Origin of the sequence: Arthrobacter sp. NPDC057009 (assembly GCF_042673905.1) — a bacterium.
GTDB lineage: Bacteria > Actinomycetota > Actinomycetes > Actinomycetales > Micrococcaceae > Arthrobacter.
Map to the genome: position 1 here is coordinate 50,491 of NZ_JBHUSB010000012.1, position 26,277 is coordinate 76,767.

At 67.2% G+C, this 26,277-nt stretch carries 21 protein-coding genes, 2 tRNA genes and 1 riboswitch; of the genes, 14 read left to right on the forward strand and 9 right to left on the reverse strand.

The genetic code is table 11. From position 1 onward, the window contains the following. The first annotated feature begins 59 nt into the window (after positions 1-59). Both ACFTR6_RS13835 and ACFTR6_RS13840 read left to right on the forward strand, forming a co-directional pair. Positions 60-148: transfer RNA gene (locus ACFTR6_RS13835), tRNA-Ser, on the forward strand. 190 nt (positions 149-338) lie between these two features. Beyond that, positions 339-1,811 carry an MFS transporter gene (locus ACFTR6_RS13840; protein ID WP_377958316.1) on the forward strand — a complete coding sequence of 491 codons (1,473 nt, stop codon included), beginning with the start codon at positions 339-341 and terminating at the stop codon, positions 1,809-1,811. Here ACFTR6_RS13840 and ACFTR6_RS13845 read toward each other — a convergent pair. Continuing rightward, the gene (locus ACFTR6_RS13845; RefSeq protein WP_377958317.1) at positions 1,756-3,963 is read right to left on the reverse strand and encodes a RecQ family ATP-dependent DNA helicase; all 2,208 of its coding nucleotides are present in this window, start codon (positions 3,961-3,963) and stop codon (positions 1,756-1,758) included. The two genes, ACFTR6_RS13840 and ACFTR6_RS13845, sit on opposite strands and share 56 nt — an antisense overlap. Before the next feature lie 129 nt (positions 3,964-4,092). On the opposite strand from ACFTR6_RS13845, the gene ACFTR6_RS13850 reads away from it, so the two are divergent. The 4 genes from ACFTR6_RS13850 (at position 4,093) to ACFTR6_RS13865 (ending at position 7,844) form a co-directional block, all read left to right on the forward strand. Further along, a complete protein-coding gene (locus ACFTR6_RS13850; protein ID WP_076798872.1) occupies positions 4,093-5,511 on the forward strand; it encodes a phosphomannomutase/phosphoglucomutase in 1,419 nt (472 codons plus the stop codon). 8 nt (positions 5,512-5,519) lie between these two features. Then, entirely contained in the window at positions 5,520-6,002 is a 483-nt protein-coding gene (locus tag ACFTR6_RS13855) for a hypothetical protein (RefSeq protein WP_076798873.1), read from the forward strand. A gap of 42 nt (positions 6,003-6,044) precedes the next feature. Then, positions 6,045-6,494: an Rrf2 family transcriptional regulator gene (locus ACFTR6_RS13860; protein WP_076798874.1), complete on the forward strand. Its 450-nt coding sequence runs from the start codon at positions 6,045-6,047 to the stop codon at positions 6,492-6,494. A 189-nt stretch (positions 6,495-6,683) separates the two neighbouring features. Further along, on the forward strand, positions 6,684-7,844 hold the full coding sequence (locus ACFTR6_RS13865) for a globin domain-containing protein (protein ID WP_076798875.1): 1,161 nt from the start codon (positions 6,684-6,686) through the stop codon (positions 7,842-7,844). A gap of 127 nt (positions 7,845-7,971) precedes the next feature. On the opposite strand, the gene ACFTR6_RS13870 is transcribed toward ACFTR6_RS13865, so the two are convergent. Next, on the reverse strand, positions 7,972-9,798 hold the full coding sequence (locus ACFTR6_RS13870; RefSeq protein ID WP_076798876.1) for a phosphoenolpyruvate carboxykinase (GTP): 1,827 nt from the start codon (positions 9,796-9,798) through the stop codon (positions 7,972-7,974). A gap of 282 nt (positions 9,799-10,080) precedes the next feature. On the opposite strand from ACFTR6_RS13870, the gene ACFTR6_RS13875 reads away from it, so the two are divergent. Further along, a tRNA-Arg gene (locus tag ACFTR6_RS13875) sits at positions 10,081-10,154 on the forward strand. A gap of 142 nt (positions 10,155-10,296) precedes the next feature. Here the strand turns inward: ACFTR6_RS13875 and ACFTR6_RS13880 are convergent. Next, entirely contained in the window at positions 10,297-11,025 is a 729-nt protein-coding gene (locus tag ACFTR6_RS13880) for a FadR/GntR family transcriptional regulator (protein WP_377958318.1), read from the reverse strand. 131 nt (positions 11,026-11,156) lie between these two features. Between ACFTR6_RS13880 and ACFTR6_RS13885 the strand changes: the two genes are divergently transcribed. After that, entirely contained in the window at positions 11,157-12,614 is a 1,458-nt protein-coding gene (locus ACFTR6_RS13885; protein ID WP_377958319.1) for a dihydrolipoyl dehydrogenase family protein, read from the forward strand. 97 nt (positions 12,615-12,711) lie between these two features. Then, positions 12,712-13,383: a hypothetical protein gene (locus ACFTR6_RS13890; RefSeq protein ID WP_236783137.1), complete on the forward strand. Its 672-nt coding sequence runs from the start codon at positions 12,712-12,714 to the stop codon at positions 13,381-13,383. Positions 13,384-13,470: 87 nt separating this feature from the next. Here the strand turns inward: ACFTR6_RS13890 and ACFTR6_RS13895 are convergent, their stop codons facing one another. The 3 genes from ACFTR6_RS13895 to ACFTR6_RS13905 all read right to left on the reverse strand — a co-directional run bounded on the left by ACFTR6_RS13895 (position 13,471) and on the right by ACFTR6_RS13905 (position 16,447). After that, on the reverse strand, positions 13,471-14,898 hold the full coding sequence (locus ACFTR6_RS13895; RefSeq protein WP_076798880.1) for a D-alanyl-D-alanine carboxypeptidase family protein: 1,428 nt from the start codon (positions 14,896-14,898) through the stop codon (positions 13,471-13,473). A 73-nt stretch (positions 14,899-14,971) separates the two neighbouring features. Beyond that, a complete protein-coding gene (locus tag ACFTR6_RS13900; protein WP_076798881.1) occupies positions 14,972-15,499 on the reverse strand; it encodes a histidine phosphatase family protein in 528 nt (175 codons plus the stop codon). 72 nt (positions 15,500-15,571) lie between these two features. Then, complete coding sequence (locus tag ACFTR6_RS13905; protein WP_377958320.1) at positions 15,572-16,447, reverse strand: winged helix-turn-helix domain-containing protein; 876 nt, start codon at positions 16,445-16,447, stop codon at positions 15,572-15,574. Positions 16,448-17,157: 710 nt separating this feature from the next. Here ACFTR6_RS13905 and ACFTR6_RS13910 point away from each other — a divergent pair. The 5 genes from ACFTR6_RS13910 to ACFTR6_RS13930 all read left to right on the forward strand — a co-directional run bounded on the left by ACFTR6_RS13910 (position 17,158) and on the right by ACFTR6_RS13930 (position 24,447). After that, a complete protein-coding gene (locus ACFTR6_RS13910; protein WP_003801275.1) occupies positions 17,158-17,898 on the forward strand; it encodes a response regulator transcription factor in 741 nt (246 codons plus the stop codon). 3 nt (positions 17,899-17,901) lie between these two features. Further along, complete coding sequence (locus tag ACFTR6_RS13915; protein WP_377958321.1) at positions 17,902-19,536, forward strand: ATP-binding protein; 1,635 nt, start codon at positions 17,902-17,904, stop codon at positions 19,534-19,536. 104 nt (positions 19,537-19,640) lie between these two features. Then, a riboswitch (cyclic di-AMP (ydaO/yuaA leader) is annotated at positions 19,641-19,794 on the forward strand. Between the two features lie 5 nt (positions 19,795-19,799). After that, on the forward strand, positions 19,800-20,720 hold the full coding sequence (locus ACFTR6_RS13920) for a hypothetical protein (RefSeq protein ID WP_377958322.1): 921 nt from the start codon (positions 19,800-19,802) through the stop codon (positions 20,718-20,720). A gap of 251 nt (positions 20,721-20,971) precedes the next feature. Continuing rightward, the gene (locus ACFTR6_RS13925) at positions 20,972-22,363 is read left to right on the forward strand and encodes a glycosyltransferase (protein ID WP_377958323.1); all 1,392 of its coding nucleotides are present in this window, start codon (positions 20,972-20,974) and stop codon (positions 22,361-22,363) included. Next, positions 22,360-24,447: a glycosyltransferase family 39 protein gene (locus ACFTR6_RS13930; RefSeq protein WP_377958324.1), complete on the forward strand. Its 2,088-nt coding sequence runs from the start codon at positions 22,360-22,362 to the stop codon at positions 24,445-24,447. Before ACFTR6_RS13925 ends, ACFTR6_RS13930 begins: the two co-directional genes overlap by 4 nt. Positions 24,448-24,449: 2 nt before the next feature. Here the strand turns inward: ACFTR6_RS13930 and ACFTR6_RS13935 are convergent, their stop codons facing one another. From ACFTR6_RS13935 to upp, 3 genes are all read right to left on the reverse strand, one after another. Then, the gene (locus tag ACFTR6_RS13935; protein WP_377958325.1) at positions 24,450-25,130 is read right to left on the reverse strand and encodes an HAD-IA family hydrolase; all 681 of its coding nucleotides are present in this window, start codon (positions 25,128-25,130) and stop codon (positions 24,450-24,452) included. Between the two features lie 45 nt (positions 25,131-25,175). After that, positions 25,176-25,553, reverse strand: a complete 378-nt coding sequence (locus tag ACFTR6_RS13940; RefSeq protein ID WP_076798887.1) for a VOC family protein — start codon at positions 25,551-25,553, stop codon at positions 25,176-25,178. A gap of 80 nt (positions 25,554-25,633) precedes the next feature. Further along, on the reverse strand, positions 25,634-26,269 hold the full coding sequence (upp, locus tag ACFTR6_RS13945; RefSeq protein ID WP_076798888.1) for a uracil phosphoribosyltransferase: 636 nt from the start codon (positions 26,267-26,269) through the stop codon (positions 25,634-25,636). Positions 26,270-26,277: the final 8 nt, after the last annotated feature.

Sequence of the window (26,277 nt, forward strand, 5' to 3'; positions counted from 1 at the left end):
GGCCGTTTTGCACTGACTGCCCGGTTCTGCGTATCCTTGGTGGGCTAGTAATAGCAATTGGAGACGTGCCAGAGCGGCCGAATGGACTTCACTGCTAATGAAGGGTCGGGGTTAAACTCGACCGGGGGTTCAAATCCCCCCGTCTCCGCGTTTGGCCCCGGTCCTCCGACCGGGGCCTTTTGCGTTCCCGGCGCCGATTCTTCTGCACAGACCGGACGCCATCCTTCCGCACAAGCCGTCCTTTCGCACAAGCCGTCCTTCCGCGCACCCCGCCACAGCCTCCGTCCGCGTGCCGGACACCCGAGGCGATGGACCGCTTCCGCTGGCAGGATGATTGTATGGACAAACTATCCGCCAACCAGGCCTGGAGCCCCAGGCTGGCCCTGCTCGTGGCGGCCACGTTCTTCATGGAATTCCTGGACGGGACGGTGCTGACCACCGCCATCCCCAGCATCGCCGCGGACTTCGGGGTGGCGTCGGCCAGCGTCAACATCACCATGACCGCGTACCTGATGACGGTGGCCATGGGCATCCCGCTGAGCGGCTGGCTGGCGGAGCGCCTGGGAGCGCGGCGGATTTTTTGCCTGGCCATCGCCGTCTTTACCCTGGCGTCACTGCTGTGCGCGGCCAGCCAGGATCTCACGATACTGACCGTCAGCCGGGTCCTGCAGGGCCTGGGCGGGGCCATGATGGTGCCGGTGGGTACCCTGCTGGTGCTTCGCGGGACGCCGAAGTCGGACCTGCTGCGGGCTACTGCCTATCTCGTCTGGCCTGGCCTGCTTGCTCCCGTCCTGGCGCCACTTGTGGGCGGCGCACTGACCACCTATCTGTCCTGGCACTGGATCTTCCTGATCAACCTGCCGCTGGGCGCCGCAGCCCTCCTGGCCGCGCTGCGCCTGGTTCCGGCAGTTCCCGGGGACCGGAACCGCCGGCTGGACTGGCTGGGGCTTGCCCTCACGACGGCCGGCGTGGGCGCTTTGGTGGCCGGCCTCGAACTGGCCAGCGGCCATCTCGGCGGCTCCTTGACCTGGCCGATCATCCTCGCCGGCGTTCTCGCCCTTGCGGCAGCGGTTCTTTGGATGCGCCGCGCAGCCCACCCGCTGTTCGACCTGACGGTGTTCGGCACCCGCACCTTCCGGGCCACCAACTCGGGCGGCTTCATCTACCGGCTGACCATCAGCGCCGTGCCGTTCCTGCTCCCGCTCATGTTCCAGAACGGCTTCGGCTGGAGCCCGCTGCATGCCGGCATCATGGTGGCCGCCGTGTTTATCGGCAACATCGGCATCAAACCGGCCACGACGCCGCTTATCAGGCGCTTTGGGTTCAAGCCGGTGCTGGTGTTCGCGTCCCTGGCCTCAGCTGCGACCTTCGTCCTCTGCGCGATGCTGTCCCGGGAAACACCCGAGCCTCTGGTATTCGCACTGCTCGTGTGCAGCGGGGCGTTCCGCTCCATCGGATTCTCCGCCTACGCCTCGGTCCAGTACGCCGATATCCTGCCCGGGCAGCTAACGTCCGCCAACGCCGTATCGGCCACGGTTGTCCAGCTGGCCACCGGGGCCGGCATCGCGGTTGGCGCCCTCCTGCTGCGCCTCTTCGAGTCGGATTCCCTGCTCCTGTCCGGCCTGGGCATCCTGTCAGCAGGACCGGACGGCGGCGGAGTGGCCGCCTACCGTGGCGCCTTCCTCTCGATTGCGGTGCTGATGCTCCTCAGCACCGTCGACAGCCTCCTGCTGCACCGCGACGCAGGGGCCGAGGTCAGCCGGCCTGGGCCAGCGCCAGCGGAAGCACCGCGCCCGCCCCGGCCCGCCTGAGCGCGCGCCCTGCCACGGTGACGGTCCACCGGCTGTCCACGAGGTCATCGATAAGCATCACGCTGCCGCCGCCCAGTCCGGCGAGCTCGGCAGCCAGCGCCTCCCCCACCACGAGCCGGTCCCACACCCCGGCCAGCCGGTAGGCGCTGTTGCCGCCGCGGCCGCCAGTGGGCCCGCCGTGTTCGAGCTGCAGCTGACCGAGATACGGGATTCGGCCGATCTGCGAGATGCCCCGCGCGAGGGAGTCCACAAGTTCGGGCCTGCTGCGGGAGGGCATGCTGACAATGGCCGCCGGCCTGCCTGCGCCGCTCCAGCCCGGAATCCGGGAGTCACCGGCTCCCCATTCGCGCAGAACCTGGACACAGGCCTGGAGCATGCCGGGATCGACGGGCCGGTCCGCAGCCCCGGCCGCGAAAAGTTCCCTCAGCGCGCCGCCCCAGCCCAAATCCGTCAGCCTGGCGAAGACCCGGCCGTCCGCTGTGTTCTCGTCAGGTTTGATCTTGCCCTTCACCGGCACGCCGAGGCGGTCCATCCCGCTGGGCCACTGCAGCCGGGACTCCAGGACGATGCCGGCCCGGCTCAGGGTCTGCCCGGCCGTCTCCGTCGCCGTGGCGGCGACGTCGGCCGGGAACCACCGGCCGGCGCAGTTGTCGCAGCGGCCGCAGGCAGCTGCGGTCTCGTCGTCGAGGACGGAGGTGATGTACTCCATCCGGCATCCGGACGTGTCCTGGTAGATGACCATGGAGTCCTGCTCGTCCACCCGGGCTTCCGCGATCCGCTGGTACCGTTCGGCGTCGTAGGTCCACGGCATGCCGGTGGACCGCCAGCCGCCGCCTACCCGTTCCACCGCGCCGTCCACAGCGAGCACCTTCAGCAGGAGCTCCAGCGGCGTCCGGCGCAGGTCCACCCGGGCCTCCAGAGCCACGGTGGACACAGCCGAACCTGCTTCCGCCAGCGCGGTCAGCACGGCGGTGGCCTTCTCCTCGGAGGGCATGGACGCTGTGGCAAAGTACTGCCAGATTTCGCGGTCCTCGGACCCGGGCAGGAGCAGGACATCGGCGTTGGCGGCGCCACGGCCGGCCCTGCCCACCTGCTGGTAGTAGGCAACCGGGGAGGACGGGGCGCCGAGGTGGACCACGAAACCGAGATCCGGCTTGTCGAAGCCCATCCCGAGCGCGGACGTGGCCACGAGCGCCTTGACCTGGTTGTCCTTGAGAAGCTGCTCCGCCCGCTCCCGGTCCGCGGGGTCGGTGCGTCCCGTGTATGCCAGCACCTCATGGCCGGCCTCCGCGAGAAGCCGGGCAGTGTCTTCGGCGGCGGAAACCGTCAGGGTGTAGATGATCCCGCTGCCCTGCAGGTCTCCCAGGTGCGTGAGCAGCCAGCCGAGACGCTCGCGGGAGTCCGGCAGCGCCAGGACTCCGAGCCGCAGCGACTCCCGGCCCAATGCGCCGCGGATGGTCAGCACGCCGTCGCCGAGCTGTTCCTCGATGTCGTGGACCACGCGGGAGTTGGCAGTGGCTGTGGTGGCCAGTACAGGCACGGTATCCGGCAGCTGGGCGATGAGGTCCGCGATGCGGCGGTAGTCCGGCCGGAAGTCGTGGCCCCAGTCCGAGATGCAGTGGGCCTCGTCGATAACCAGCAGTCCCGTTCGCCGGATGAGTTCGGGCAGCTGGTTTTCCCGGAAGGAGGGGTTGGTGAGCCGCTCAGGGGAGACCAGCAGAACATCCACCTGATCGGCTGCAAGCTGCTCCCGCACCGCGTCCCACTCGAGCTGGTTGGCGGAGTTGATGGCCACGGCCCGGACACCGGCCCGGGCCGCAGCTGCCACCTGGTCGCGCATCAGGGCCAGCAGCGGCGAAACGATCAGCGTGGGCCCGGCCCCGCGCCGCCGGAGCAGCAGGGACGCCACGAAGTAAACGGCTGACTTTCCCCAGCCGGTCCGCTGCACCACGAGCGTCCGGCGGCCGCCGTCGACCAGCGCCTCGATGGCCTCAAACTGGCCGTCATGGAAGTCGGCATCCGCCCGGCCGACCAGCTCGCGCAGCACCGAAAGAGCCTGGCTCCGGGTACCAGTGGCTGTTCCACGTTCGCTTCCGGCACCAGAGGGGCCGGTGGCAGTGGAAAGGACCGGGGCGTGCTGGTTATTTGCCATTGATTCAGTATCCCAGCCGCCTCTGACACGCCAAACCCCGGGCACCGGCTATGTGGACAACGGCCGGCGCACACTTCTGTGACTTGCCCTTCACGGGCCTGCCGCAGGCTTGCCCGTAAGATAAGTGCCGTGACTAGCGACCAGACCCGTACTTATGACCTTTCGGCCTCGTTCAAGGCGTATGACGTCCGTGGCATCGTCGGTGAATCCATCACCGCTGAAATCGTCGAAGCCGTAGGCGCAGCGTTCGTTGACGTGCTTGGCCTGGAGGGCCAGACAGTCCTGGTCGGCGGTGACATGCGCCCCTCGTCCCCCGAATTCAGCAAGGCGTTCGCCACCGGCGCCGCCACCCGCGGAGCCAATGTCCAACTGCTGGACCTGATCTCCACGGACGAGCTGTACTACGCGTGCGGAGCCCTGAACGCCGCGGGCGCCACGTTCACCGCAAGCCACAACCCCGCCGAATACAACGGCATCAAGATGGCCAAGGCCGGCGCCGTCCCCATCTCCTCCGAAACGGGCCTCAAGGAAATCCAGGCACTCGCCGAGCAGTACCTGAACACCGGCTCGATCCCCGCCGCCGAAACGCAGGGTCAGATCGGCGTCCGCGACGTGCTGAAGGACTACGCCGAGTACCTGCGCACGCTCGTTGACCTCTCCGGCTCGCGCCCCCTCAAGGTCGTGGTGGACGCCGGCAACGGCATGGCCGGGCTGACCACGCCGGCAGTCCTGGGCGACACGCTGCTGCCGAAACTGCCCTTCGAGATCGTTCCGCTCTACTTCGAACTCGACGGCTCCTTCCCGAACCACCCCGCCAACCCCCTGGAGCCGGAAAACCTGCGTGACCTGCAGGCCGCCGTCGTCGAACACGGCGCGGACATCGGCCTGGCGTTCGACGGCGACGCCGACCGCTGCTTCGTCATCGACGAAAAAGGCGACGCTGTGTCGCCGTCGGCCATCACCGGCATGGTGGCCCGCCGGGAAATCGCCCGTGCCAAGGCACAGGGCGAGGCCCAGCCCACCATCATCCACAACCTCCTGACCTCCCGCGCCGTGCCGGAACTCATCGCCGAAGACGGCGGACGGGCAGTGCGCACCCGCGTGGGCCACTCCTTCATCAAGGCCGTCATGGCCGAGGAGGGCGCCATCTTCGGCGGCGAACACTCCGCCCACTTCTATTTCCGCGACTTCTGGAACGCAGACACCGGCATGCTTGCCGCCATGCACGTGCTGGCCGCCCTCGGTGAACAGGACGGCCCGCTTTCCGAGCTCGGCCGGGAGTATGAACCGTACGTTTCCTCCGGCGAGATCAACTCCGAAATCGAGGACAAGGCCGGCGCAGTGGAGCGTGTCCGCGCGGATTTCGAGGCCGAGGACGTGGCCGTCGACCACCTGGACGGCAGCACCTTCACGGCCACCGACGGCAGCTTCTGGTTCAATCTGCGCCCCTCCAACACCGAACCGTTCCTGCGGCTGAACGCCGAAGCCACGGACCGCGCCACCATGGAGCGCGTCCGCGACCGTGTGCTGGCCCTGGTCCGCAGCTAGGGCAGACCATGGCAGCGCCTGATTCCACTCCGGCCCAGCCATCCTGGCGGGCCTCCGTGCCGGACGCCACGGCCACGGATCTGGAGAACCTCATGGGCACCGGACTGGCGGCGGCCCAGGAGCAGCTCGAGCGCAGCGGCGGGTTCCTGCCGTTTGCCCTCGTGGTGGAGAACGACGGCGACGTCCGCCTTGTGGCTGTCTCGCCGGCAGATCCGGAGGCCGGCGGCGACGCCGGGTTCGACGCCGACGGGATGATCCGCGACATCACCGAACTGTTGCGCCAGCACCGGGACGAGTTCCGCGCAGCAGCCATTGTCTGCGACATCACCCTGGTCGAGGAGGACACGGACGCCATCCATGTGGCCACCGAGCACCGGGACGGCGCGGTGTTCGCAGCAGTCCTGCCCTACTCGCCGCCCGAGAACGCCGGCGAGTGGGAGTTCGGCGACGTTGCGGCCGACGCCAACGAGCCGGTGATTTGGGCCGACTAAAGCGGCAACCGGGCGATTTGCACAGGCCCTTAAGCTAGAAGCATGAAAATCAACGCCTTCGCGGACGTCAGCCTGCGCGCCCTGATGGTGCTCGCTGCCGCCCCCGAGGGCGGTTTGCTGACCACCCAGAACGTCGCGGACGCGGTCGGAACCCCCTACAACCACGTCAGCAAGGCCGTCGCGAAGCTGCGCATGCTGGGGCTGATCGACGTTGAGCGCGGCCGCAACGGTGGCTCCCGTCTCAGCGCAGCCGGCCGCCGCGTGACGGTGGGCCAAGTCCTGCGCCAACTGGACACCCGGGAGGACGCCGCCGAGTGCATCGGCCCCGCCGGCAGCTGCCCCCTCATCAGTGAATGCCGGCTCCGGGGCGCCATCGCCAGGGCGCGCGAGGCTTTTTACCGCGAGCTCGACGACGTCGTGGTGGCTGATCTGCCCACCTCACGTCAGATGACGCCGGTTTTTGAGGCGATCGGGTTGCGCCCCGGCGCCTAAGCGCCGCACACGATATCCCGGCAGCCCCCCCCCCGGACACCCCGCTCCGCTCCGGACGCAACCGGCCACATTTGTAAAAACACTTCTACAGGGTGTAGAAAAGAACCAGCAGAAACTCGTATTTCAAATGCAAGTATCAGCCAGTTCCGGTCCGGCCAAAGACCCCGGACCACTAGCTCAGGAGTGTCAATGCTCTCGGACAAAGCCCGCCCTGTCATCGAAGCCACCCTTCCCCTGGTCGGCTCACGAATCGGCGAAATCACCCCCAAGTTTTATGCCCGCCTCTTCGCCGCGCACCCGGAACTTCTGGACGGGCTGTTCAGCCGTTCAAACCAGCGCAACGGCACCCAGCAGCAGGCCCTGGCAGGGAGCATCGCCGCCTTTGCCAGCCACCTTGTAAACAACCCGGGCACCCTGCCGGAGACAGTGCTGTCCCGGATCGCCCACCGCCACGCTTCCCTCGGCATCACCGAGCCGCAGTACCAAGTGGTTTACGAACACCTCTTCGCCGCCATCGCCGAGGATCTGGCAGAGGTCATCACCCCTGAGATCGCCGAAGCCTGGACCGAGGTCTACTGGCTCATGGCAGACGCGCTGATCAAGCTGGAAAAGGGCCTCTACGCCGCCCAGGCCAACGGCAAGATGTGGACCCCGTGGAAGGTCGCCGCCAAGGCCCCCGCCGGCACCGGCTCCATGACCTTCACCCTGGAACCGGCCGATGACACGCCCGTCACCGAAGCGCTTCCCGGCCAGTACGTCAGCGTGAAGGTCACCTTGCCGGACGGCCTTCGCCAGGTGCGCCAGTATTCCCTCTCCGGCGGCGCCGGCACCAGCCGCAGCTTCACCGCCAAGCTGGACGACGGCGGCGAGGTCTCCCCCGTGCTCCACAACAGCGTGGAGGTCGGCGACATCATCGAGATCTCCAACCCCTACGGCGAAATTACCCTCAAGGACGGCGACGGCCCGGTGATCCTCGCCTCGGCCGGCATCGGCTGCACCCCCACCGCGTCCATTCTGCGCTCCCTCGCCGAGACCGGCTCGGACCGCCAGGTCCTGGTCCTGCACGCCGAAAGCACCCTGGACAGCTGGGCGCTGCGCTCCCAGATGACCAACGACGTCGAACGGCTCGACGGCGCCGATCTGCACCTCTGGCTCGAGCAGCCGGAAGCCGGGTCCAAGGCCGGTTTCATGTCCCTGCGCGAGGTGGACCTTCCGGCCAACGCCTCGCTGTACCTCTGCGGTCCGCTGCCGTTCATGAAGAACATCCGCAACGAGGCCATCAACGCCGGCATCCCGGCCACGAAAATCCACTACGAGGTCTTCGGCCCGGACATCTGGCTGGCCTCCTAGTCAGAACTCCTTAAGGGACGACGGCGGCCCCGCACCTTTCGAAAAGGTGCGGGGCCGCCGTCGTAGGCTGGGCCCACACTGCCGAGGGGCCCCAATCGAGCTTGCGAGATTGGGGAGGCAGTGGGGACTAGGCCAGGCGGGCCTTCAGGCCTTCCAGCTCCTGCTGGAGCGCTGCCGGCAGGGAATCACCGAAGTTGGAGTACCACTCCTCGATCGAGGCGAGCTCGGTCTTCCACTCGTCGGGGTCGACGTGGACCGCTTCCTCCACCTGCGCGGGGGTCATGTCCAGCCCGGTGAGGTCGATGGAGTCGCCGGTCGGGACGAAACCGATCGGAGTCTCCACGGCGTCGGCCTTTCCTTCGAGGCGCTCGATGGCCCACTTCAGGACACGGGCGTTGTCGCCGAAGCCCGGCCAGGCGAAGCCGCCCTCAGCCGTGCGTCGGAACCAGTTGACCAGGAAGATCTTGGGCAGGCGCTCCGGGTTGGCCTTGGCCGAGAGGTTGACCCAGTGGTTCAGGTAGTCGCCGGCGTCGTAGCCGATGAACGGCAGCATGGCCATGGGGTCGCGGCGAACCACGCCGACGGCACCGGCCGCAGCAGCGGTGGTCTCGGACGACAGGGTGGAGCCCATGAAAATGCCGTTGGTCCAGTCGCGGGCCTCGGTGACCAGCGGGATCGTGGTCTTGCGACGGCCGCCGAACAGGATGGCGGACAGCTCCACACCGTTCGGGCTGTGGTACTCCTCGGCCAGCATGTCGATCTGGTCGATCGGCGTGCAGAAGCGGGAGTTCGGGTGGGCCGCGGGCTTGCCGGACTCGGGCGTCCAGGAATTGCCCTGCCAGTCGGTGAGGTGTGCCGGGGTTTCCTCCGTCATGCCCTCCCACCAGACGCCGCCGTCGTCGGTCAGCGCAACGTTGGTGAAGATGCTGTTGCCCTTGGCGATGGCGCGCATGGCGTTGGGGTTGGTGCCCCAGCCGGTACCGGGTGCCACGCCGAAGAGGCCGGCCTCGGGGTTGACGGCACGGAGCTCGCCTTCCTTGCCGAACCGCATCCAGGTGATGTCGTCACCCAGGGTCTCCACCTTCCAGCCATCGATGGTGGGGTCGAGGAGGGCAAGGTTGGTCTTGCCGCAGGCGGAGGGAAAGGCTGCCGAGACGTAGTAGGTCTTGTTTTCCGGCGAGGTCAGCTTGAGGATGAGCATGTGCTCAGCAAGCCAGCCCTCGTCGTGGGCCATGACCGAGGCGATGCGCAGGGCGTAGCACTTCTTGCCGAGCAGCGCGTTTCCGCCGTAGCCCGAACCGAAGGACCAGATGGAGCGCTCTTCGGGGAAGTGCACAATCCACTTGTCCGGGTTGCAGGGCCAGGAAACGTCCGCCTGGCCGGGCTCCAGCGGAGCACCCAGGGAGTGCAGGGCCGGCACGAAGAAGGCGTTGGTCTCGGTGATCTTGTTCAGGACGTCCGTACCGATGCGGGCCATGATGCGCATCGAGGCAACCACGTAGGCGGAGTCGGTGATCTCGACACCGAACTTGGGGTCCTCGGCGTCGAGGTGGCCCATCACGAACGGGATGACGTACATGGTCCGGCCGCGCATGGAGCCGGAGAACAGCCCGCGCAGCTTCTCCTTCATCTCCGCCGGGGCCATCCAGTTGTTGGTAAAGCCTGCGTCGTGCTTGTTTTCAGAGCAGATGAACGTCTGCTCTTCGACGCGGGCCACGTCGGCCGGATCCGAGAAGGCGGCGAAGGAGTTGGGGAACAGGTCCTGGTTCAGCCGCTTCAGCGTGCCGGCAGCGACGAGTTCATCGGTGAGGCGGGTGTTTTCTTCCTCAGAGCCGTCAACCCAGTGAATGCGGTCCGGCTGGGTCAGCCCAGCGACCTCTTCAACCCACGCCAGCAGGCCAGCATGGGTAGTGGGTGCTTTCTCAAGCAGCGGCAGTCGCGCCAAGTGGGCCATTGCGGTTCCCTTCCTCGGGTTCGGTGGTGTGTGCTAAATGCTATTTCTGATGATCTGGACCAATTCCCTGTCAGACATCGGACCTCCCGGCTTGCTCGAGACAAATTCCGCGGAAACTCGCGGTTTTTGAATTTAGAAAAGTTGAAATTAGTGATGAAGGTCACATAGACCGGTCTAGTTGGCTAAATTACACGGTTCTCGATTTGGAACTGCGGCCGTTCTCCCGTAAAGTTATTCGAGGTTCGGGGGTGAGCGAGAAAAGCTCACTGAGAACCGGAAGATGCGCCCATAGCTCAGCTGGATAGAGCGTCTGTCTACGGAACAGAAGGTCAGGGGTTCGAATCCCTTTGGGCGCACAAATAGAAGGTCCGCACCGGGAAACCGGTGCGGACCTTCTGCGTTAAGCGCGGACCATAGAGCGCGAACAAGCAGCTAATGGCCGCAAATCCAGGATTTGAGGGCATTAGCTGCTTGTTCGCCCTCGGCCGGCGCAGCCGCCTATTCGCCGACCGCCTCACGTATCCGCTGGCGGAACCCCTCGAAGTGCCGGGCCAGCTCGCGGGCTGCCCCGGCTTTGTCCCCGGCCGCCACTGCCGAGAAGATGCTCCGGTGGAGCGCCGCGAGCGCGGGCAGGTCCTCGACGCCGGGCCCGACCTCGGTGTAGATGTTCCGGTACACCTTCCAGAAGACGCCCAGGAGGTTCAGTAGGAGCTCATTGTTAAGGGGTTCGAAGAGCCGGCGGTGGAACTCGGCATCTGCTTCCACAAAGGCGTCCCCCGCGGCGGCACTCTGCTCCATGCGGATCACGCACTCCTCGACCGCGGCCAGTTGTTCCGCCGTCATTTCATCCATTGCGCTGCCGATGAGACCCGCCTCCAGCGCCTGCCGGACGTCCACGAGCTGCTTCGCCTCCAGTCCGTGGTGCCGCAGCGAGAGCCGCCCGCGGAAAATCAGCCCGTCTGCGAGGGACTCGAAATTGCTGGGGGCGACGAACATTCCAAAGCCGTGGCGGATTTCTATCACTCCCAGCGCCTGCAGGACCTTCAGCGACTCCCGCAGGGTGTTCCGGCCGACGCCGAGGGCAAGGCACAGCTCGTTTTCGGTGGGAAGGGCGTCTCCGGGCTCCAGCTCACGCTCCAGGATCAGCTCCATGATGTCCGATTGCAGGGCCCGCAGGCGGGCCTGGGCACTGAAGCGGGCGGGCGGAACCACGTTGGAGGGCTGCATGGGAGGGCTCCTTTGCACTGGCCGTACTTTTCCTCACCGTAACGGATGTCCCATGTCCGCAGAACGGCCCGCTTCATTGTTACGGCACCGCGGGCCGAAATCCGCGGCAATGGCGGGCGTAGTCTGTTGCCATGCCACGTCTTGTTGAACGGGAATTCGATGTCATTGTGATTGGCGCCGGCGCCGCGGGCGAGAACGCCGCGGACCGCGTGGTGCAGGGAGGCCTGACAGCGGTCCTCGTGGAGGCCGAACTGGTGGGCGGCGAATGTTCATACTGGGCCTGCATGCCGTCCAAGGCGCTGCTGCGCCCGGGCACCGCACTCCACGGGGCCCAGGCAGTTCCCGGCGCCAGCGAAGCCGTGACGGGGACGCTCGACGCGGCTGCCGTCCTCAAGCGGCGCGACTCCTTCACTTCCCACTGGCAGGATGCCAGCCAGGTGGAATGGGTGGAGGGCGCAGGGATCGAGCTGATCCGGGGCCGGGCACAGCTCACCGGCGAGCGGGCGGTAAAAGTAGCCGGGCTGGACGGTGACGACTACGCGCTCACGGCGCGTCACGCCGTCGTACTTGCCAACGGTTCCACACCCAACCAGCCACCCATCGAAGGCCTGTCCGAGGTTGACTACTGGGGTACACGGGAGGCGACCTCGGCAAAAGAGGTTCCCGAAAGGCTGGGCGTGCTGGGCGGCGGCGTTGCCGGGACGGAGCTTGGCCAGGCCTTTGCCCGCCTCGGGTCCACGGTCACACTGGTGGCCCGCAGCGGCCTCCTGCGCAACTTCCCCGCCGAAGCCGCCGAACTGGTGGCCGCGGGCCTGCGGGCCGACGGAGTGGACCTCCGGCTCGACACCAGGACCCGGAGCGTCCGGCGGAACTCCGACGGTTCCCTGACGCTCACGCTCGACGGCGGCGACACCGTGACGGTGGACAAGCTGCTGGTGTCCACGGGCCGGCGGCCCGCGCTGGAAGGGCTGGGCCTGGAGAGCGTTGGGCTGTCCGCCGGGAACGGCAAGCCCCTGGCCATCCGCACGGACAGCACCGGCCTGGTGGCGGACGCATCGGGCAACGGAGAGACTCCCTGGCTGTATGCGGTGGGGGACGCCGCCGGCAAAGTGCTGCTGACCCACCAGGGCAAGTACGAGGCCCGGGCCACGGGTGCTGCCATTGCAGCCCGGGCCAAGGGCGAGCTTCGGCGTGAACCCGCGCCGTGGAGCCGCTATGCGCAGACAGCCGACGAACACGCCATTCCCAACGTGGTGTTCACCGATCCCGAGCTGGCCAACGTCGGCCGGTCGCTGGAGCAGGCCCGCAAGGATGGCTACAACGCGTCGTCCGTGGAGTTGCCCATCGAAGTGGCGGGTTCCTCCCTGCACGCGGAGAACTATGCAGGCTGGGCGCAGCTCGTGGTTGACGAGGACCGCAAGGTGATTCTCGGCGCAACCTTTGCCGGGCCAGACGTCGCCGAGCTCCTGCATGCCGCGACAATCGCCGTCGTCGGGGAGGTTCCGCTGAACCGCCTCTGGCATGCAGTGCCCTCCTACCCCACCGTCAGCGAGGTCTGGCTGCGGCTGCTCGAGAAGTATGGCCTCTGATGCTCCGTGACCAAAGCGTTGCAGTCATCATGACAATCATGCGCGGCGACGCGCTGAGGGGATCCAAACCTCAGGGATGATTAGTCCCATGGGCCACATGGGTAACAGCGGTAAGACAGCCATCGGCGCGTTTGCCGCGGCAGCGGGACTGCTGGTGCTGACCGCCATGACCCTGGAGGAGGCGGTGCTCGTTGCATTCCTCGGTGCCGTGGCGGTGGGGTATGTGGCGTCCGTGGCCGAAGCCTTCGCCAGGCGCCGCTACCTTGCCCTGCTGGCGGGCGGGGCCGGGACCAGCCTGTTCGTCGGCTGCAGCATAGCCTTCCTGCGCATGTGGGGACTGGCCTTCAACGAGGACGCAGCCGCCCTCGGCCAGGCTGTAACAAGCAGGGATTCCGACATCTACTTTTACCTGGCGGCGGCTTCAGCGGCGCTGACCCTGCTGGTGCTGTTCAGCGCAGCGGTTTGGCCGTCGCGCCGGCGGCGCCAGCAGGAACGCGGAGGAGCTTCGGGCGCGGTGAGGCCTTCCGCCGCGGCCAGGCCAAATGGCAAGGCCAGTTCCCGGAGCGGAGGGACGGCCAAGCCCGGGAGCCCAGTCCCGGCCCGGTCGACCAGGAAACCGGCTGCGTCCGCCCGGGCGACCCAAACACCGGCGCAGGCACCGTCGCGTCCGGCGGTGAGGCTTCCGGCAAGTGCCAGGCAACCCGCCCAGCGCACGCCCGCCCCGCGCACACCCACCCAGCGATCCGACGCAAGGACGCCCCGCCGCTGATGGGGGGCGCCGCCGCTGACTGGGCGCGCCCCGAAACGGCGACCACCCGGCGTCGTGGGTTACCGGCTACCGGCTACCGGCTACCGGCTACCGGAAGATGTTGAACGACTGCCAGCCCAGCCCGACGGGCCAGGAGCCGGTGAACTGGTTGTTGCCCAGGCCGTAGTAAAAGAGGCGACCGTCGGTGGTCTTCGCAGTGAGCCCGCGCGTTCCGGACCCCTGGAACCCGAACGATGCATGGGACTGGACCACGGCACCCCAGCCCGCCCCCACCCGGCGGCGGGGTTCCGTGACGAACTTTCCTGCGCCGTCGGACCTGTAGAGCAGGAGCTCACCGGACCCCCTGGTGACCAGCAGGTCCTGCCGGCGGTCATTGTCGAAGTCCGCCATGGCCAGCTTCATGCCCTGGAATCCCTGCCCGATCCGCAGCGCCGTGCTGAGCGCGCCGCCGCTGGTGTTCGGGTAGTAGTACACGGCGCCATCGGCTGCCGTAGCCACCACGCCCGGGTACCGGTTGGCGCTCTGCCATTTGCCCACGGTGACGTTCATGGACTGCCATCCCGTAGCGCCCACGCGGACGGGGCTGAGGAAGCCGCCGGAGAGCTTGCCGCGGTATACAGACAGGCTTCCGGTCTTCCACTGGGCCACAATGTCGTTCACGCCGTCGGCATTCCAGTCGGCGACAAAGCCGGCCTTCAGGTCCGACCAGCCGGCTCCGATCCGGACGGCTGTGCCGAACCCGCCCCGGCCAGTGGCCGGATAGGACCACAGCACGCCGGCGGAATCCGCGGCGAGCACGTCGGCCCCGCTCCTGACGGTGGGTCGGGCTGAAAAGTAGTGCTCCATGGTGGGGATGCCGCGGCTCTTCATGTCAGTGGCCAGCGGAACACCGACGAATCTCAGGTGCCATGGCTCGTAGGTGTAGCCGGTGGTGCCGGAGTAACCCTGCGGGTAGCGCACAATGAAGCCGTAGCGGTGGGCATTCGCCGCCACCCAGCGCCCGCCCGGCGTGGTCCCGAAGCAGGCCGTGAGGCCGCAGCCGCCGCCTGCGTTGCCGATGTCCGCCGCCAACCCGGTCTGGTGTTCGCTGTAGCCGGGCCTGGCAGAGATCTGGTCGGCATAGGCCTGCCCGTACATCTGCACATAGGAGTTGTACAGGCTGCTCTGGGTGGCGTAGGAGCGGTAACCGCTGAGGAGTTCCAGGGAATGTCCGGCGGTGCGTGCCCCGGTGGACAGTTGGCTCAGGGCAGCTGCGACCTGGCGCCGCAGCAGGTGGCCGGTGCCATTCCAGCTGACGAGGTCCGCCGGCGCGAACTGCCTCGGGTTTAGCGGGCGTGACTTGTTGACCAGGACCCACTCGTGGCTGGGGTTCGAAACCACCTGCGTGGACAGGACCTCACCGGAGGGTGCCGCCGTGGCCGGCTGTGCGCCCGCGGAAAGCAGCAGAAGAACGACGACGGCGGCAGTGAACCGCCGGGCACCGGCCCGCCAGCGGGCGGCTACAGAATTCGGCATGGCGGCTCTTCCCCACTAGACGACGCTGGGGACAAGCTTACTCGCCCGGGCAAGTGTCCGCGCGGGGGTGCCGCTAGTGGGCGCGCGGGACCTTGAAGTGGGTGAGCTTGGCGTCCTGGCCATCGAGTTCAGCCCAGGGCTTCTCCGTCTCCAGCACGGTCAGTCCGCTGGTGGGAAAGCGCGTGGCGGCGTCCATGTAGGCGTCGTGGTTCGAATCCCGGGATGCCAGATGCATGGCCAGGTCCTGCACGCCGGGCATGTGGGAGATCACCATCAGCGTGGTCACGGTGTCCGGCACATGGTTGATGACAGCCAGCATGCGCAGCGCAGAGGCGGCGTAGAGCCCGTCCTCAAGCTTCGGCGTCGGGGCCTTCTCGCCAAGCTCGCTGCATACCCAGGTGCAGGTCTGCCGTGTCCGCAGCGCACTGGAGCACAGGATGAAGTCCGGGACGATGTTGTGCTTGAGCAGCCACTTGCCGGCAAGCGGGGCCTCGCGGTGGCCGCGCTCCTCCAGGGGACGCTCGTGGTCCGCCACCCCGCCCGGCCAGTCGGCTTTGGCGTGGCGCATGAGAACCAGCCGCTTCTTATGGTGAGCACTCATGGACTCACCCTACTATCAGCCGCGGAAGGCCAGTACGCCACCCGGACCAGCCACGCAAAGCGGCGGAGGAGGCTAGATCGAGTACTCCGGAGCGGCCCAGACAACAACCTCGGGGTGCTCATAGAAGCGGTAGCCCTGGCCGCGGACGGTGCGAACCGTGTTGGCGAGGCGGCCGAGCTTGGAGCGGAGCCGGCGGATGTGGACGTCGATGGTGCGCTCGTTCGGCACTTCCTCGGCGTTCCGCCACAGGCCCTCGAGCAGTTCGTCGCGGCCCACGGTACGGGTGCCGTTCTCCACGAGGTAGTTGAGCAGTTCGAATTCCTTGAACGTCAGGTTCAGGGACTCGCCGTCGAGGTGGACCTCGCGGCGGGCGAGGTCGATCAGCACGCCCGAGGGACGCGGATCCTGGGCCGGCTGCACGCGGGCGGTTTCCGTGCGCTGCCGGGCATTGACGGTGGGGTCACCGAAGGTGGAACGGACGACGTCGAGCGCGGAACCGGGCGCACTGGCCGGCGCCACAGCAACGGCGGCGTAGCTCTCGGCACCGGTAACCAGGGACTGGGCGTAGGCCCGGATCTCCTGGGCAAGCTTGGCGATCGAGGTGCCGGCGGCAGCCGCGGTTTCCTCGTCAATTCCCATGTACAGGACGAACCCGCGGGCTACGTTTTCGTTGGGAACAGGACGGACAGGCGCAGCGGCGGCAGGGGCCACCAACGGAGTGGGCGCGGTCAGCGGTGCGGCTTCGTCAGCCTGCACGGCGCGGAGCTGTCCGTACGAGTTCGGGTTGTAGCCCTGCGGTGCGTAACCCGGCGCGGCGGGAATGCTGTTTGCCTGGCTGCCCTGAGCAAAGGCGGGGCGGGCGCCGAATCCCTGGCGCAGGCCCGGCGCCTGGCCTGCCTTGTTGGCGTTACGGACTGAGATGTGGACGTATCCGGATGCAACTGACATGTTTGCTTACCTCAATGTGAATGGCCGTCATCGCGGCTCGAATGCTTGGATCCCCGCAATGTCTGGGGAGGGGCGCCCTACGCTGGGCTGGGGGCGAATGCCTAAAAACTTCGATGGGGTGGTGAAAGTTAGGCGTGCATTCGACAACAGCGCATGTCGGCAGCAGCGGGTGTGCTGGGCCAATATTCTGCGACTGCAGGTGCTGTTGAGTTCTTGTTCACATTTGAAAGTGTGCAACGTAACAATGAAAACTTGCAAGTAACAATGGACGGAACTGTCCGCATACTGAGACAAACGGCGCCTTTGTGTGGTAAATCACAGTTTTCTCAGCGGGCATTTTCTTGATTCATTTTCCTGAACAAACGGTCGGAAAGCTGCGCCTACAGAATCGTGTTCGATTTTTTCATGAATACGCGATGAATATTCAATGACATTCGAAATGCCGGAAACCCGCAGCCATGATTCCCCGATTGTCCAGCTATGACGTGGTTGATGCGGGGTATATCCGCTGAGGCGCGGATGGGGTTGGTGGTCAAATCCGCAAGGACGATGCCGGCAGCCCGGTTCCCCTGGCCGCTGCCCTACCTTCCGGGGTGGTCAGCTGCAGCATGGTGCGTACACGGCGCCATTCAGCTCGCTACGCTGGGATTCACAGCCGGCGCACAGGATTGCCAAAGCGCGGGCTAAACACCAGAACGGAGAGTTGTCACATGGCCACTTCGCACTCCATGACCAACAACCTTCCCCAACTGACGCACCCGGACGGCTCCCCCATCCGTGCCCTGGTGGTCGACGACGAGCCAAGCCTTTCCGAGCTCATGAGCATGGGCCTGCGCATGGCCGGCTGGTCGGTCGCGGTAGCCGCCGACGGTCCCGAAGCTGTGAAACTCGCCAAGGAATTCCGCCCTGACGTGCTGGTGCTGGACGTGATGCTTCCCGGGTTCGACGGCGTCGAACTCCTGGGCAGGATCCGCGCCTTCGCGCCGGAGGTCCCGGCCCTCTTCCTCACCGCCAAGGACGCGGTACAGGACCGCATCGTGGGCCTGGCTGCGGGCGGCGACGACTATGTCACCAAGCCGTTCAGCATGGAGGAAGTCCTGCTCCGCCTGCACCGCCTGGTCCAGCGCTCCGGTGTCGCCGCCATGGATTCCGCTGAACTCGTGGTGGGCGACCTCGTCCTGAACCTCGACACCCGCGAAGTCACCCGCGCCGGCGACGAGCTGCAACTGACAGCCACCCAGTTTGAGCTGCTGCGCTACCTCATGGAGAACCCCAAGCGCGTGGTCAGCAAGGCGCAGATCCTTGACCGGGTATGGAACTACGACTTCGGCGGCCAGGCCAACATCGTGGAACTGTACATCTCCTACCTGCGCAAGAAGGTTGATGCCGTGCATCCGCCCATGATCCACACGGTCCGCGGTGCGGGCTACGTCATCAAGCCGGCAGAGTAGGCTGTGGCAAACCTTTCCGGGGCCTCCCGCACCCAGCGCCGAAGCTGGCTGAAACCAGGCACCTGGCATTTGCGTACCCGTCTGGTCCTGGTGGCCATGGCGCTCCTGGTGGCGATTTGCGGTGCGGTCGGCCTGTTCAGCTACGCCTCGATGGACTCCTTCCTGACTCAGCAGCTGGACAAGCAGCTCACGGACGCCGCGCGGCGGTCCAGTGAATTTGGCCGGCCACCGCTGGGCAACCCGGGTACACGTCCTGACCCGTTGGACGCGCGGGGCCAGCGGATCGGAACGCTCACCGCCAGGATCGCCAACGGCACCGTCAGCGGCAGCGGATTCATCGCCACAGATTCCACCCGAGCGTCGCTGTCCGCTGCAGACAACCAGACCCTTCTGAATCTCCGCCGCGACGGCGTGCCGGTCGAACGCACTCTGTCCTCGGGCACATATCGCCTGGTGGCCGCCCAGACTCCCTACGGCGACGTCATGGTGACCGGACTCCCGCTGGCAGACAAGCAGAACACGCTGACGTCGCTGGTCTGGACCATCACCATCGTGTCGCTGGGCGGCCTCGTGCTGATCGGCCTGGCCGGAACGGTGCTCATCCGGCGCACCATGAAGCCGCTGGAGCAGCTCTCCGAGGTGGCCACCCAGGTGTCCCGCCTGCCGCTGGACGCCGGTGAGGTGGCACTCGCTGTCCGCGTGCCGCCGTCGAACGCCCATCCCGGAACCGAAGTGGGCAGCGTGGGGCATGCCCTGAACCTGATGCTGGACAACGTCTCCAGCGCGCTGGAGGCGCGGCAGGAAAGCGAGATGAAGGTGCGGCAGTTCGTGGCGGACGCCTCCCACGAGCTCCGCACACCGCTCACGGCCATCCGCGGCTACACGGAGCTGATGCGCATGACGGAAAACTTCACCCCGGACGGCCAGCGTTCGCTTGCCCGCGTGCAGAGCCAGTCGGAACGCATGACCGCCCTGGTGGAGGACCTCCTGCTGCTGGCCCGCCTCGATGAAGGCCAGCCGCTCAAACTCGGGGACGTTGACCTCACGCAGCTCGTGATTGAGACCGTCAGCGACGAAAAAGTCATGGCACCGGACCGGGCGTGGCATCTCGAACTTCCGGAGGAACCCATATCGGTCCGGGGCGACGCCTCACAGCTCCACCAGGTGCTGGTCAACCTGCTCTCCAACGCACGCAAGCACACCCCGCCCGGCACCACGGTGACCACCGGCGTGATGCGGTCAGCCGACGGCTCTGCTGTGATTTCAGTCACGGATGACGGCGCCGGCATCCCGCCGGAATTCGTGGACCGGGTCTTCGCGCGCTTCGCCCGCGCAGACGCATCACGTGCGACGCCGGGGCAGCCGGTCCTGGCTCCGGCATCGGCGACGGCGAGCCGTTCCGGCGCCGGCGCCGCCAGCGCGGGAGCACCCCTGCATGCCCCGGATTCACAGGGAAAACCGGATGTCCTGCAGGGTGAAGCGGGCGTGGCCTCGGCCGAGGGAACCAGCGGCCTGGGCCTGTCCATCGTGCAGTCCATCGTCGAGGCACACGGCGGAACGGTGGAGGTGACATCCCGGCCAGGGCGGACCGAATTCGCTGTCCGACTGCCCGCGCAAGGCGCCGCGCCGGCGTCGTGATGTCCGTTATCTAAATGTGACTTAATCAAAAGGCTCCTGTACGGTCGATAGAGTGCGGCCGCCACTTGAGCCGCATGTCCGGATTGACGCCCAGCTCTGCCGCTTCCCGGATTCCGCTATTTCAGGCAGAGGCGGGGGAACCAGAGTCCCGGGCTTTCCGCATCAGCCCTTGGGGTGAAGCCGACACGTGTAGTTTCCGTGCGGCCGGATGACCTCATCCGAACCCGACAGCTAACTCCGCAGGTGTTGAGAGGCAATCCACCATGTCTGAATTTAAGGATCAGGCGCGCCCTGAACGCGCCTCGCACGAGTCTGGCCACACGACGTCACGAACCGGCGTTTCCCGGCACCGTGCAGAACCGGCCCGTCCCACCACTGCCTTCGGCCGCTTCGCCGCAAGCCTTCCGTCTTTCGGGCGCCGGGCTGCCGTCCTGACCACTGCCGCCGCCGTGCTCGTGGGCGTCGGCGCCGCAGGGCAGGCGGCTGACCAGGTAACGCCCACCGCCGCCGGGACGTCTGCCACCGCCGACGCCGGCCAGACGCTGAGCTTCGACAAGACGCTCATCTCCGCCCTGCCGGCCCCGTCCGCGGCGTCCGTCACGCCGCAGTCCGCCCCCAAGGCCACCGAGGCTACGAAGGCTGCCGCCGCTAAGGCTGCAGCCGCCAAGGCTGCCGCTGCTAAGACTGCCGCTGCTAAGACTGCCGCGGCGAAGGCCGCTGCCGCCAAAACGGCCGCCGCCAAGGCTGCCGCTGCCAGGAATGCCGCTGCCGCCAAGGCTGCTGCTGCCCAGGCTGCTGCTGCCCAGGCAAAGGCCGCCGCTGCCAAGGCTGCTGCCGCCAAGGCGAAGGCCAAGGCTGCTGCCCCTGCTCCCGTGAATGATCCCGCCGGTGCGCAGGCCTACGCCGCCAGCAAGCTCGGCTCCTACGGCTGGTCCGCGGACCAGATGCAGTGCCTGAAGCGGCTCTGGACCAAGGAATCGGAATGGCGCACCACGGCCACCAACCCCAGCAGCGGCGCCTATGGCATCGTGCAGTCGCTGCCTGCCGAGAAGATGGCGAGCTCCGGCGCGGACTACCGCACCAACTACCGCACCCAGATCAACTGGGGACTTGGCTACATCAAGGAGCGCTACGGCTCCCCGTGCGGTGCGCTGAACTTCCACCTCGCCAACAACTGGTACTGACCGGTTCCCGCGGCCAGCCCGGCTGACGGCGAACAATTCTGCACCGCTTTAGGGTGACCGGCATGGTTGCCCAGGGCCCCGGATCCGCCAGGATCCGGGGCCCTTTTGCGCTGTCTTCGGCTCCCCCGCGGCCGGCAAAGCGGTGCAGAACTGCGGCCGCCCTCGTGCAGAGAATCGTGCAGGAACTCTTCCACAGCCCCTGCACAGCTTCGCCCTAAAGCCCTCATAACAGCGGCCTCCACTGTTGATGCATGACCATCACCGACCAGGCCTACGGAACCCAGCCCCACCCGCGGCGGCAGCCCATCGACACCTCCAGCGCGGCACCGGTCCTGGACGTGACCATACCGGTCTACAACGAGGAACGCGACCTGGAGGAATGCCTGCGCCGGCTGCACGCTTATCTGAGCGGCGCGTTCCCGCACTCCTTCCGCATCACGGTTGCGGACAACGCGAGCACCGACGGAACGCTCAAGACTGCCGAGCGGGTGGCCCGGGAACTCCGTGAGGTCAACGTGGTGCACCTTGAGGAGAAGGGCCGCGGCAACGCGCTGCGAAGAGTCTGGCTCGCGTCGCCGTCACCTGTCCTGGCCTACATGGACGTGGATCTCTCCACCGACCTTGCCGCGCTGGGCCCCCTCCTGGCACCGCTGATCTCCGGCCACTCGGACCTGGCCATCGGCACGCGACTGACCCGCAACTCCCGGGTGGTCCGCGGGCCGAAACGCGAATTTATCTCACGCAGCTACAACTTCCTGCTCCAGTCGCTGATGGGTGCCCGCTTCAGCGATGCGCAGTGCGGTTTCAAGGCCATCCGCGCCGACATCGCCCAGCAGATCCTCCCGCACACCGTGGACACTGCCTGGTTCTTCGACACCGAACTCCTGGTCCTCGCCGAACGGTGCGGCCTCCGCGTCCATGAAGTGCCGGTGGACTGGACCGACGACCCCAACTCCAGCGTGGACATCGTCCAGACGGCGCTCGCCGATGTCCGCGGCATGGCCCGGCTCAGCAAGGACATGGTCACCGGCCGCATCCCCGTCGGCGAACTCCGCGCAGCCCTGGCCCGCGGCCCCTTCCCGGCAGCTTCCCGTAGCCAGGAACAGAGCCCCGGTGGGAGCCTGTTCGGCCAGCTGGTCCGGTTCGGCGCCATTGGCGTCGCCTCCACCGTCGCCTACCTGGTCCTCTTCTACCTTTGCCGCAACCTGATGGACCCGCAGCTCGCCAACCTGCTGACGCTGCTCACCACGGCGGTGGCCAACACCGCAGCGAACCGGCGCTTCACGTTCGGCGTCACCGGCAACAGCGAGGTTGCCCGTCACCACTTTGAGGGGCTGCTGGTTTTCGGGATCGGTCTGGCCCTCACTTCCGGCGCGCTCGCCCTGGTCCACAGCGGCGCCCTGCCGGGAGGCACGACGCCGGACCGCTGGCTTGAGCTGGCGACCGTCACCGCCGCGAACCTCGCGGCCACTGCACTGAAGTTCCTGCTGTTCCGGCTGTGGGTTTTCCGACGCCGGCCGACCCCTCCGAACGCTCCCGCAGCTCCTGCCACCTCCGCCACCAACGCTCCCGCAGCTCCTGCCGTTTCCGAGGCATCCCTTCCGCAGTCATCGCTCCCGACCACAGAAATGACCCAGTCATGAGCCCCACCGCCACTCCCCCAAACCAGACAGCAAACGAGCCGATGGCCCCGGCGGTACAGAGCCCGGCCGCGCCCGAGGTTCCCCGCCGGACCGTCCAGGAGCGAACCCGCCGGACCGGCAGGGCATCCCGGTTCCTGCGGGGAAACCAGCCCGGCTGGATCCGCCCCTCGGCGGCAGCACTGCTGGCGTTCACCGCCATCCTGTACCTGTGGAACCTCGAAGCCACGGGATACGCCAACTCGTTCTACGCCGCAGCCATCCAGGCGGGCACGAAGGACTGGACGGCGCTGCTGTTCGGTTCCCTCGACGCCGGCAACGCGATCACCGTGGACAAACCGCCGGCGGCGCTGTGGGTTCCTGCCCTTGTGGGCAGGATCTTCGGGTTCTCGCCGCTGAGCATGCTGGTGCCGCAGGCACTTATGGGTGTGGCCGCCGTCGGACTCCTTTACCTCACCGTCAAGCGCATATCCGGCCCGGCGGCCGGACTGCTCGCCGGCGGCGCCCTGGCGCTGACCCCCGTGGCCGCGCTGATGTTCCGGTTCAACAACCCCGACGCTCTGCTCACCCTCTGCCTGGTGCTGGCCGCCTACCTGACCACCCGCGCCATCGAACAGGCAGGCTGGAAATGGCTCGCCGCGGCCGGGGCAGTGATCGGCCTGGCCTTCCTGACCAAGATGCTCCAGGGCTTCCTGATCGTTCCCGGCCTCGCCCTGGCGTATCTCTGGGCTGCCCCCACCAGCATCGGCCGGCGTTTCCTGCACCTGCTCGCGGCGGCAGGCGGCATTGTGCTCGTGGCTGGCAGCTACATCGCACTGTTCCAGCTCACGCCCGCGTCCGACCGGCCCTACATGGCGGGGTCCGAGACCAACAGCTTCCTGGAGCTGACCTTCGGCTACAACGGCCTGGGCCGCATCATCGGCTCCGGAGGCGGCATGGGCGGCGGGATGCCCGGCGGAGGCGGGATTCCCGGCGGTGGCGGCATGGGCGGAAATGTCGGCTTCGGTGGTGCCGCGGGGATCACCCGCATGTTCGGGACCAGCTTCGGCGGCGAGGTGTCCTGGCTGCTTCCGTCGGCCCTGATCCTGCTCGGTGCCGGCCTGTGGTTCACCCGCCGTGAGGCACGCACCTCCCGTACCCGCGCAGCCCTGGTCCTCTGGGGCGGCTGGCTGCTGGTGACCGCCGGCATCCTGAGCTTCATGAGCGGCACCGTCCACCCGTACTATGCTGTGGCGCTGGCTCCGGCGATTGCCGCGCTGGTGGGCATCGGTTCCGTGGAACTGTGGCGCGGCCGGGCCTATTTTCCCGCCCGCATTACCCTGGCGGTCACGGTCATGGCCGCCGCGGTCTGGTCCGCGGTGCTTCTGGGACGCGACGCCGGCTGGCTGCCGTGGCTCAAGGTGGCCGTGGTGATTCTGGGCGTGCTGGCTGCCGTCGCGCTGCTGTTCCGGCTCGACTCGTTCCAGGCCATTCCGGCCCGGCTCCGTAAAACGGCGACGGCAATTGTCGTGGTGGTTTCGCTGCTGGCCGGCGCCCTGGGCAGCGCTGCGTGGACCTTTGCCACGGCAGGCCAGCCCCACTCCGGATCGATTCCGACGTCAGGCCCCGCCGCATCCGCGATGGGCGGACCGGGGGGCCAAAGCGGACGCAACTTTGGCGGACTAACGGGTCCCGAGGGCGGCATGGCTCCCGGCGCCATGGGTCCCGGCGGCGGTGCCATGGGTCCCGGCGGCGCAATGGGTTCCGACGGCGCCGGCACGGCGAACTCCGAACTCACCGCGCTGCTGAAGGCAAGCACCGCCAAATGGTCCGGAATTGTTTCCGGCGCAAGCCAGGCAGCCAGCCTGGAACTCGCCTCCGGTAGCAGCGTGATTGCCCTGGGCGGCTGGAACGGCGGGGACCCCTATCCCACGCTCGCGCAGTTCCAGGAGATGGTGGCCAACGGTGAGATCGGGTACTTCATTTCCGGCGGCGGAATGGGCGGAGGCGGCGGACGCAGCGGAAACTCCGAGGTGGCCACCTGGGTCGCAGCCAACTTCGAGGCTCAGACGGTCGGCAACTCCACCGTCTACAAGCTGACCAAATAGGGCTACAGCTGCAGGGAGATGACCCGGCGCCCGTCCTCGCCGGCTTCCACCAAAGCGGTGACGGCGGTGTAGTCCGGAATGTGCAGCACCCCGTCGGGAAGGACGCCGGTGTTCGGACCAACGCCAACGGTCCGGATGCCGGCGGCCACTCCTGCGGCGATGCCGGCGGGGGCATCCTCGAACACCACCGCCTCCGACGGCGAAGCCCCCAGCAGGGACGCGCCGAGCAGGTAGCCCTCGGGGTGCGGCTTGCCGCGGGACACGTCCTCGGCGGTGACCATCGCTGCCGGCAGCTCCACCCCGGCCGCCGCCATCCGGACGGTGGCGAGGTCGCGGGACGCCGACGTCACCAGTGCCACGGCGTCGGCCGGCAGGGACTCGAGCAGCCGTAAAGCACCCGGAATGGCGATGATGCCGTCGGTTTCCGTCAGCTCCATCTGGCCCAGTTCGGCGGCCAGGGCGTGGATGTCGGCGCCCTCCGGAGCGAAGCGGCGGACGGTATCCAAAGCCTGGACGCCGTGGGATGTGCGGAGGATTTCGGCGATATCAAGGCCGTAGCGGCCGGCGAACTCTGTCCACACGCGCTCCACGATGGCCGTGGAATCCACGAGGGTGCCGTCCATGTCGAACAGGACCGCGCGGGCTGTCAGCGTGATGGTGGCGGACTCGGCGGGAAGGCTCATGGCTTCCATCCTGCCTCATCCGGATCGCAGCGTGCCGTTTGTGACTCAGCCGTTCGGCCGGTGGGGGATGTACTGCACCGCCCACTTGTTCCCGTCGGGATCGGCAAAGTAAACAAAGTGGCCCCAGTCCTGGATGTCCACGTCGCTGACATCCACCCCGTTCGCCTTGAGCTGGTCGTGCGCGGCATTGATGTCGCTCACCACGAGCTGAAGGCTGGGCGCTGTCCCCGGAGGAGCATCGTTGAGACCCTCCCCGATCGCAATCGAGCAGCCCGAACCGGGCGGGGTCAGCTGGACGAAGCGGATGCCGTCCATGGGCCGCTCGTCGTAGTCGGCGTTGAAGCCGACCTTGTTGACGTAGAAGTCCTTGGCGCGGTCCACATCGGACACCGGGACGAAGACGAGTTCAAGTTTCCAGTCCATGCTGCACAGGCTAGCCGGGGCGCCCGGCGCGCCGGAAGAGCTGTGCGGGAGGTGTTAACTCCGGGTCCGCGCGGGCGGGCCTAACCGGCGATGCCGTAAAGGCGGTCACCGGCGTCGCCCAGGCCCGGCACAATGTAGGCCTTCTCGTTCAGCTTCTCGTCGATGGAGGCAAGGACGATCGTGACGTTGGCGTCCTTGAGTTCCTCCTCCAGCTTGGCCAGGCCCTCCGGGGCGGCCAGCAGGCAGATGCAGGTGACCTCGGCGGCACCGCGCTTGAACAGGAACTTGATGGCCTCGCGCAGCGTGCCGCCGGTGGCGAGCATGGGGTCGAGGACGAAGATCTGGCGCCCCGAAAGGTCGTCCGGCAGGCGCTCCGCGTAGGTGATGATGTCCAGGGTTTCCTCGTCGCGGGCCATGCCCAGGAAACCCACTTCGGCTGTGGGGACCAGCTTGGTCATTCCTTCGAGCATGCCCAGCCCGGCGCGCAGGATGGGCACCACCAGCGGGGTCGGCTTGGTGAACGCGGTGCCGACTGTGGTGGCAACCGGCGTTTCGATGGTGACCGGCTGGGTGCGGACATCACGTGTGGCCTCATAGGCCAGGAGCGTCACCAGTTCCTCGGTGAGCTGGCGGAAGACCGGCGACGGGGTGTTCTTATCCCGCAGGACGGTGAGCTTGTGGGCGACCAGGGGATGGTCCACGACGAGTGTGCGCATTGGTCAAA

Coding starts and splice junctions, on each gene's coding strand:
- ACFTR6_RS13840 (WP_377958316.1), top strand. CDS start 339: ATGGACAAACTATCCGCCAACCAGGCCTGGAGCCCCAGGCTGGCCCTG.
- ACFTR6_RS13845 (WP_377958317.1), bottom strand. CDS start 3,963: ATGGCAAATAACCAGCACGCCCCGGTCCTTTCCACTGCCACCGGCCCC.
- ACFTR6_RS13855 (WP_076798873.1), top strand. CDS start 5,520: ATGGCAGCGCCTGATTCCACTCCGGCCCAGCCATCCTGGCGGGCCTCC.
- ACFTR6_RS13860 (WP_076798874.1), top strand. CDS start 6,045: ATGAAAATCAACGCCTTCGCGGACGTCAGCCTGCGCGCCCTGATGGTG.
- ACFTR6_RS13865 (WP_076798875.1), top strand. CDS start 6,684: ATGCTCTCGGACAAAGCCCGCCCTGTCATCGAAGCCACCCTTCCCCTG.
- ACFTR6_RS13870 (WP_076798876.1), bottom strand. CDS start 9,798: ATGGCCCACTTGGCGCGACTGCCGCTGCTTGAGAAAGCACCCACTACC.
- ACFTR6_RS13880 (WP_377958318.1), bottom strand. CDS start 11,025: ATGCAGCCCTCCAACGTGGTTCCGCCCGCCCGCTTCAGTGCCCAGGCC.
- ACFTR6_RS13885 (WP_377958319.1), top strand. CDS start 11,157: ATGCCACGTCTTGTTGAACGGGAATTCGATGTCATTGTGATTGGCGCC.
- ACFTR6_RS13890 (WP_236783137.1), top strand. CDS start 12,712: ATGGGTAACAGCGGTAAGACAGCCATCGGCGCGTTTGCCGCGGCAGCG.
- ACFTR6_RS13895 (WP_076798880.1), bottom strand. CDS start 14,898: ATGCCGAATTCTGTAGCCGCCCGCTGGCGGGCCGGTGCCCGGCGGTTC.
- ACFTR6_RS13900 (WP_076798881.1), bottom strand. CDS start 15,499: ATGAGTGCTCACCATAAGAAGCGGCTGGTTCTCATGCGCCACGCCAAA.
- ACFTR6_RS13905 (WP_377958320.1), bottom strand. CDS start 16,447: ATGTCAGTTGCATCCGGATACGTCCACATCTCAGTCCGTAACGCCAAC.
- ACFTR6_RS13910 (WP_003801275.1), top strand. CDS start 17,158: ATGGCCACTTCGCACTCCATGACCAACAACCTTCCCCAACTGACGCAC.
- ACFTR6_RS13920 (WP_377958322.1), top strand. CDS start 19,800: ATGTCTGAATTTAAGGATCAGGCGCGCCCTGAACGCGCCTCGCACGAG.
- ACFTR6_RS13925 (WP_377958323.1), top strand. CDS start 20,972: ATGACCATCACCGACCAGGCCTACGGAACCCAGCCCCACCCGCGGCGG.
- ACFTR6_RS13930 (WP_377958324.1), top strand. CDS start 22,360: ATGAGCCCCACCGCCACTCCCCCAAACCAGACAGCAAACGAGCCGATG.
- ACFTR6_RS13935 (WP_377958325.1), bottom strand. CDS start 25,130: ATGAGCCTTCCCGCCGAGTCCGCCACCATCACGCTGACAGCCCGCGCG.
- ACFTR6_RS13940 (WP_076798887.1), bottom strand. CDS start 25,553: ATGGACTGGAAACTTGAACTCGTCTTCGTCCCGGTGTCCGATGTGGAC.
- upp (WP_076798888.1), bottom strand. CDS start 26,269: ATGCGCACACTCGTCGTGGACCATCCCCTGGTCGCCCACAAGCTCACC.